Source organism: Streptomyces anandii JCM 4720, assembly GCF_014650655.1.
Classification (GTDB): Bacteria; Actinomycetota; Actinomycetes; order Streptomycetales; family Streptomycetaceae; genus Streptomyces; species Streptomyces anandii.
The window spans coordinates 70284-74559 of sequence record NZ_BMVJ01000020.1 but is presented as its reverse complement, the minus strand read 5'-3'; the positions used below and the strand labels follow the sequence as shown (position 1 = coordinate 74559).

At 71.6% G+C, this 4276-nt stretch carries 4 protein-coding genes and 1 pseudogene; 2 read left to right on the top strand and 3 right to left on the bottom strand.

Annotation, left to right across the window (positions count from 1 at the left end):
* Positions 1–991: ion channel protein (locus IE249_RS28505; protein WP_229859434.1), on the bottom strand; the 991-nt coding region annotated here is incomplete at its 3' end.
* Positions 992–1112: 121 nt separating this feature from the next.
* Here IE249_RS28505 and IE249_RS28500 point away from each other — a divergent pair.
* Entirely contained in the window at positions 1113–1874 is a 762-nt protein-coding gene (locus IE249_RS28500) for a MerR family transcriptional regulator (RefSeq protein WP_189709278.1), read from the top strand.
* 53 nt (positions 1875–1927) lie between these two features.
* Here IE249_RS28500 and IE249_RS28495 read toward each other — a convergent pair.
* Positions 1928–2333, bottom strand: a pseudogene (locus tag IE249_RS28495) (YbjQ family protein).
* 180 nt (positions 2334–2513) lie between these two features.
* Here IE249_RS28495 and IE249_RS28490 point away from each other — a divergent pair.
* A complete protein-coding gene (locus tag IE249_RS28490; protein ID WP_373304470.1) occupies positions 2514–3551 on the top strand; it encodes a DedA family protein in 1038 nt (345 codons plus the stop codon).
* On the opposite strand, the gene IE249_RS38765 is transcribed toward IE249_RS28490, so the two are convergent.
* On the bottom strand, positions 3548–4276 hold a 729-nt coding region (locus IE249_RS38765), incomplete at its 5' end, for a threonine/serine exporter family protein (RefSeq protein WP_229859433.1). The two genes, IE249_RS28490 and IE249_RS38765, sit on opposite strands and share 4 nt — an antisense overlap.

Here is a 4276-nt window from a genome sequence, read left to right as displayed (position 1 = left end):
AGGACGCCGCCACGAGCATCGCGGCAAGCTTCACCACGGCCATCGTCACGAACTGCCCCGCCGTCCAGCCGCCGGGGTTCCGGGCCAGCTCCTCGACCTCCGACAGCCCCTTGAAGAGGGTCAGACGGCCGCCCAGGGCGCCCAGCAGCCCCAGTACGAGTCCGCCGAGCGGCAGCGCCAGCATCGGGTGCCCGAGCCGGGAGAAGACCCGGTGGACGTGGGGGAAGGCGTAGACGGCGGTGAGGCCGAGCAGCGCGGCCAGCGAGGCGATCACGAGGGCGGCCAGCGTGTCGAACCAGCGGGGGCCGCCCACGGGTGGCATGCGCAGGTCGAAGACCGGGTGGGCCAGCAGAGTCGTCGTCATCGCCCCGGCGGCCCCGGCGGCCAGCGGCGCGAAGACGTTGTCCCACAGCGCGCCCCTCGCCGGCCGTCCGGCCAGCGCCTCGGAGATGACCAGCGCCGCGGCCACCGGCGTGCCGAACAGGGCGCCGATCGTCGCCGCCTCCGCCAGCACCGGCCAGAGCGGGCCGGGCAGCCGGGGCAGCAGCCTGCGGCCCAGCCAGAAGGCGAGCGCCACGTCCACCATGATCACCGGGTTCTCGGGGCCGAGGCTCGGCCCGCCCGCCAGCATCAGCATGGCCGCCAGCAGCAGCCCGGGGGCCACCGCCGGGGGAATCGGCGCCGCCGCCAGACCGAGCGTCGCCGGGTCGGGGCCGGCGTGGCCCGGCACCTTCCACACCACGAGTCCCACCATCAGGCCCGTCGCGGTGAGCATGATGAGCATCCACGCCACGGAGTACGGCCCGATGCCCAGCGCGTCCGGCAGGTCGCCCCACAGCACCCCCTGGAGCCGCTCGGCCAGGCCCGTCACCAGCAGCAGGAGCAGGCTGGCGCCGACGCCGACGACGAGGGCGGGCAGGATCTGCGGCAGCAGCACGCGGGCCGGGGCCGCCGGGGCGGTGGGTGCCTGATGCGCGGTGTCCTGGACCACTGGCACACCATAAACGGGCATGCCTGGCAAAACGGGCACAACATCCGGGATGCGGAGCGGGCTTGCACCTCACGCCACGTGAGGCGGCAGCGTGGAGGGCGCACGAAGGAAGGGAGCGGAAGTGAGCTACTCCGTGGGACAGGTCGCCGGTTTCGCCCAAGTGACGGTGCGCACCCTGCACCACTACGACGACATCGGCCTGCTCGTACCGGGCGGGCGCAGCCACGCGGGCCACCGGCGTTACAGCGACGCCGACCTCGACCGGCTGCAGCAGATCCTGTTCTACCGGGAGCTCGGCTTCCCGCTCGAGGAGGTCGCGGCCCTGCTCGACGACCCGGACGCGGACCCGCGGGAGCACCTGCGCCGCCAGCACGAACTGCTGACCGCCCGGATCGAGAAGCTGCGCAGGATGGCCGCGGCCGTGGAGCACGCCATGGAGGCACGCACGATGGGGATCGATCTCACGCCCGAGGAGAGGTTCGAGGTGTTCGGGGACTCCGACCCGGAGCAGTACGCCGACGAGGTCAGGGAACGCTGGGGGAACACCGAGGCCTACCGCCAGTCCCAGCGCCGCACCGCGTCGTACACCAAGGAGGACTGGCAGCGGCTCAACGCGCGGCAGGACGACATCCACCGGCGCATGGCCGCACTGCTCGACTCCGGCGCCCCGGCCGGCTCGGAGGCGGCCATGGACGTGGCCGAGGAGCACCGCCGCTTCATCGGCGACAGCTACTACGACTGCGGGCACGAGATGCACACCTGCCTCGGCGAGATGTACGTCGCCGACGAGCGGTTCACGGCGATGTACGACGGCATCCGGCCGGGCCTCGCGGTCTACATGCGCGACGCGATCGTGGCCAACGCCGCACGCCACGCCTCCTGAGAGGTCCGCCCGCCGGTCCCGGCCCGGGCACGCACCCAGGGTCACTCCGGGGGTCACTCCCGGGCCAGGACCACCGCCGTGCCGTACGCGCACACCTCGGTGCCGGCGTCCGCGGCCTCGGTCACGTCGAACCGCATCATCAGCACCGCGTCGGCGCCACGCGCGCGTGCCTGCTCGACGAGGCGCTCCATGGCCTGGTTGCGGGTCTGCACCAGCGTCTTGGTGAGCCCCTTGAGCTCACCGCCGATCATCGACTTCAGGCCCGCGCCGATCTGGCTGCCCAGGTGCCGATCGGGGTCTCCCCTGCTCGAGCGAAGCCGAGAGCTCGGGGAAGCACGGTCAGGCCGAAGACCTCGCCGATGACCTGCTCCACGCGGTGCCCGGGTACGTCGTTCGTCGTCACGACCAGCACCTCGGGGTGGGGACCCTGGCCGCCGCGCCGTAATCCTCGATGCCCATGGGTCACAGACGGGACCCGGCGGGCCCGTGGCGCATCCCCTCGGCGCCGGCGGAAGCAGGGGATCCGGGGCGGGAGACCGGGGAACCCGGGCCGTACATCCGACGTTGATACTTTGTGCGGCAGCAACCGCTAGGCCGTACGGCCGCCGCACCTCCCACCCTCAGGAGCCCGGAACCGTGATGACGCTCGCACTCGGCCCGAGCTGGCTGGATCCGAACACCCTCCTGAGCAACTTCGGGATCTGGGGCCTGCTCCTCATCGTCTTCGCCGAGTCCGGCCTGCTCATCGGCTTCTTCCTGCCGGGCGACTCGCTGCTGTTCACCTGCGGTCTGCTGATCACGTCCAAGCAGATGGACTTCCCGCTGTGGGGCGCGATCGCCCTCATCTGCCTCGCCGCCGTCCTGGGCGACCAGGCGGGCTACATGTTCGGCAAGAAGGTCGGCCCCTCGCTGTTCAACCGGCCCGACTCCCGCCTGTTCAAGCAGGAGAACGTCACCAAGGCGCACGAGTTCTTCGAGAAGTACGGCCCGAAGTCCCTGGTCCTGGCCCGCTTCGTGCCCGTGGTGCGGACGTTCACGCCGATCATCGCGGGCGTCAGCGGCATGCGGTACCGCTCGTTCGTCGTCTTCAACGTCATCGGCGGCGTGCTGTGGGGCGCCGGCGTGACCCTGCTCGGCTCCTGGCTGGGCAAGCACGACTTCGTCAAGAACAACATCGAGGCGATCCTCATCCTGATCGTCCTCGTCTCCGTCGTCCCGATCGCCATCGAGTACCTGCGCGCCCGCTCCAAGGCGAAGAAGGGCGGCCAGGAGGCCCCCGCGGCGCAGGAGCGGCCCGCGGCACAGGAACTGCCCGTGATGGACGACGCCACGACCCGCCTGCGCCGCATCGAGCCGTCCTGTCCCTACGGCGGCGAGCAGCACGGCGGGCAGAACCACGCCCAGGGCGGCCAGTACGGCCACGACCAGTACGGCCACGACCAGTACGGCCAGGACCAGTACGGCCACGACCGGTACTACGGCGGCCAGTACCCCGAGCAGCAGTACGCCCCCCGGCAGCAGTACCCCCAGCAGCAGTACCCGGCCGGACAGCAGCCCCCGCGCGGCCCGTACGGGAACCAGCACGGCGAGCACGGTGAATACGGCGCCGGCGAGCACGGTGAATACGGCGAGTACAGGGGGTACGGCGACTACGGCCAGAACCAGGGGCGCGTCTAGAAGCCGCGCGTCCGCTTGGCCGCGCGGCGTCCCGCCGCCGCCCCGCCCGGCAGCCTGAGGAACAGCCGGGAGATCTCCGAGCCCAGGTTCACCCCGATCGCGATGGCCATGGCGAGCGACACCGCCTTGGCCAGCGACACCAGCCCCTTGTCGACGTTGTTCTGCGCGATCGCCAGCAGCCCGAAGTAGGTCGCCGAGCCCGGCAGCAGCGGCCCGATCGCGGCCGTGGTGAAGGGCAGCGCGGAGGCGAACCGGTAGCGGGACAGCAGCTGCCCGAACAGTCCCACCAGGCCCGCCGCCACCGCCGTGGACGCCACGGGCGAGATGTCGCCGACGTAGTGCATCGCGCCGTACACCACCCACGCCACGCCGCCGTTGAGCGTCACCAGCAGCACGGTGGAGCGCTCCTGCTGGAGCAGCACCGCGAAGGTCAGCGACAGCAGCATCGAGGCGACGATCTGCACCACCGGCCGCTCGTTGACGCCGAGGGCCGCGTCCGGGTTGAGCTGGGCGCCCAGCTTCACGCCGAAGTACAGCACCAGCAGCACGCCGGTGACGATGCCGACGAAGAAGTACATGACCTCCAGCAGGCGCGCGGAGGCGGTGATGTAGAAGCCGGTCAGGCCGTCCTGCACCCCCGCCACCAGCGCCCGCCCGGGCAGCAGCGCGAACAGCCCACCGGTGATGACCGCGGACGCCTTCACGTCCACGTGCGCCACCGTGAG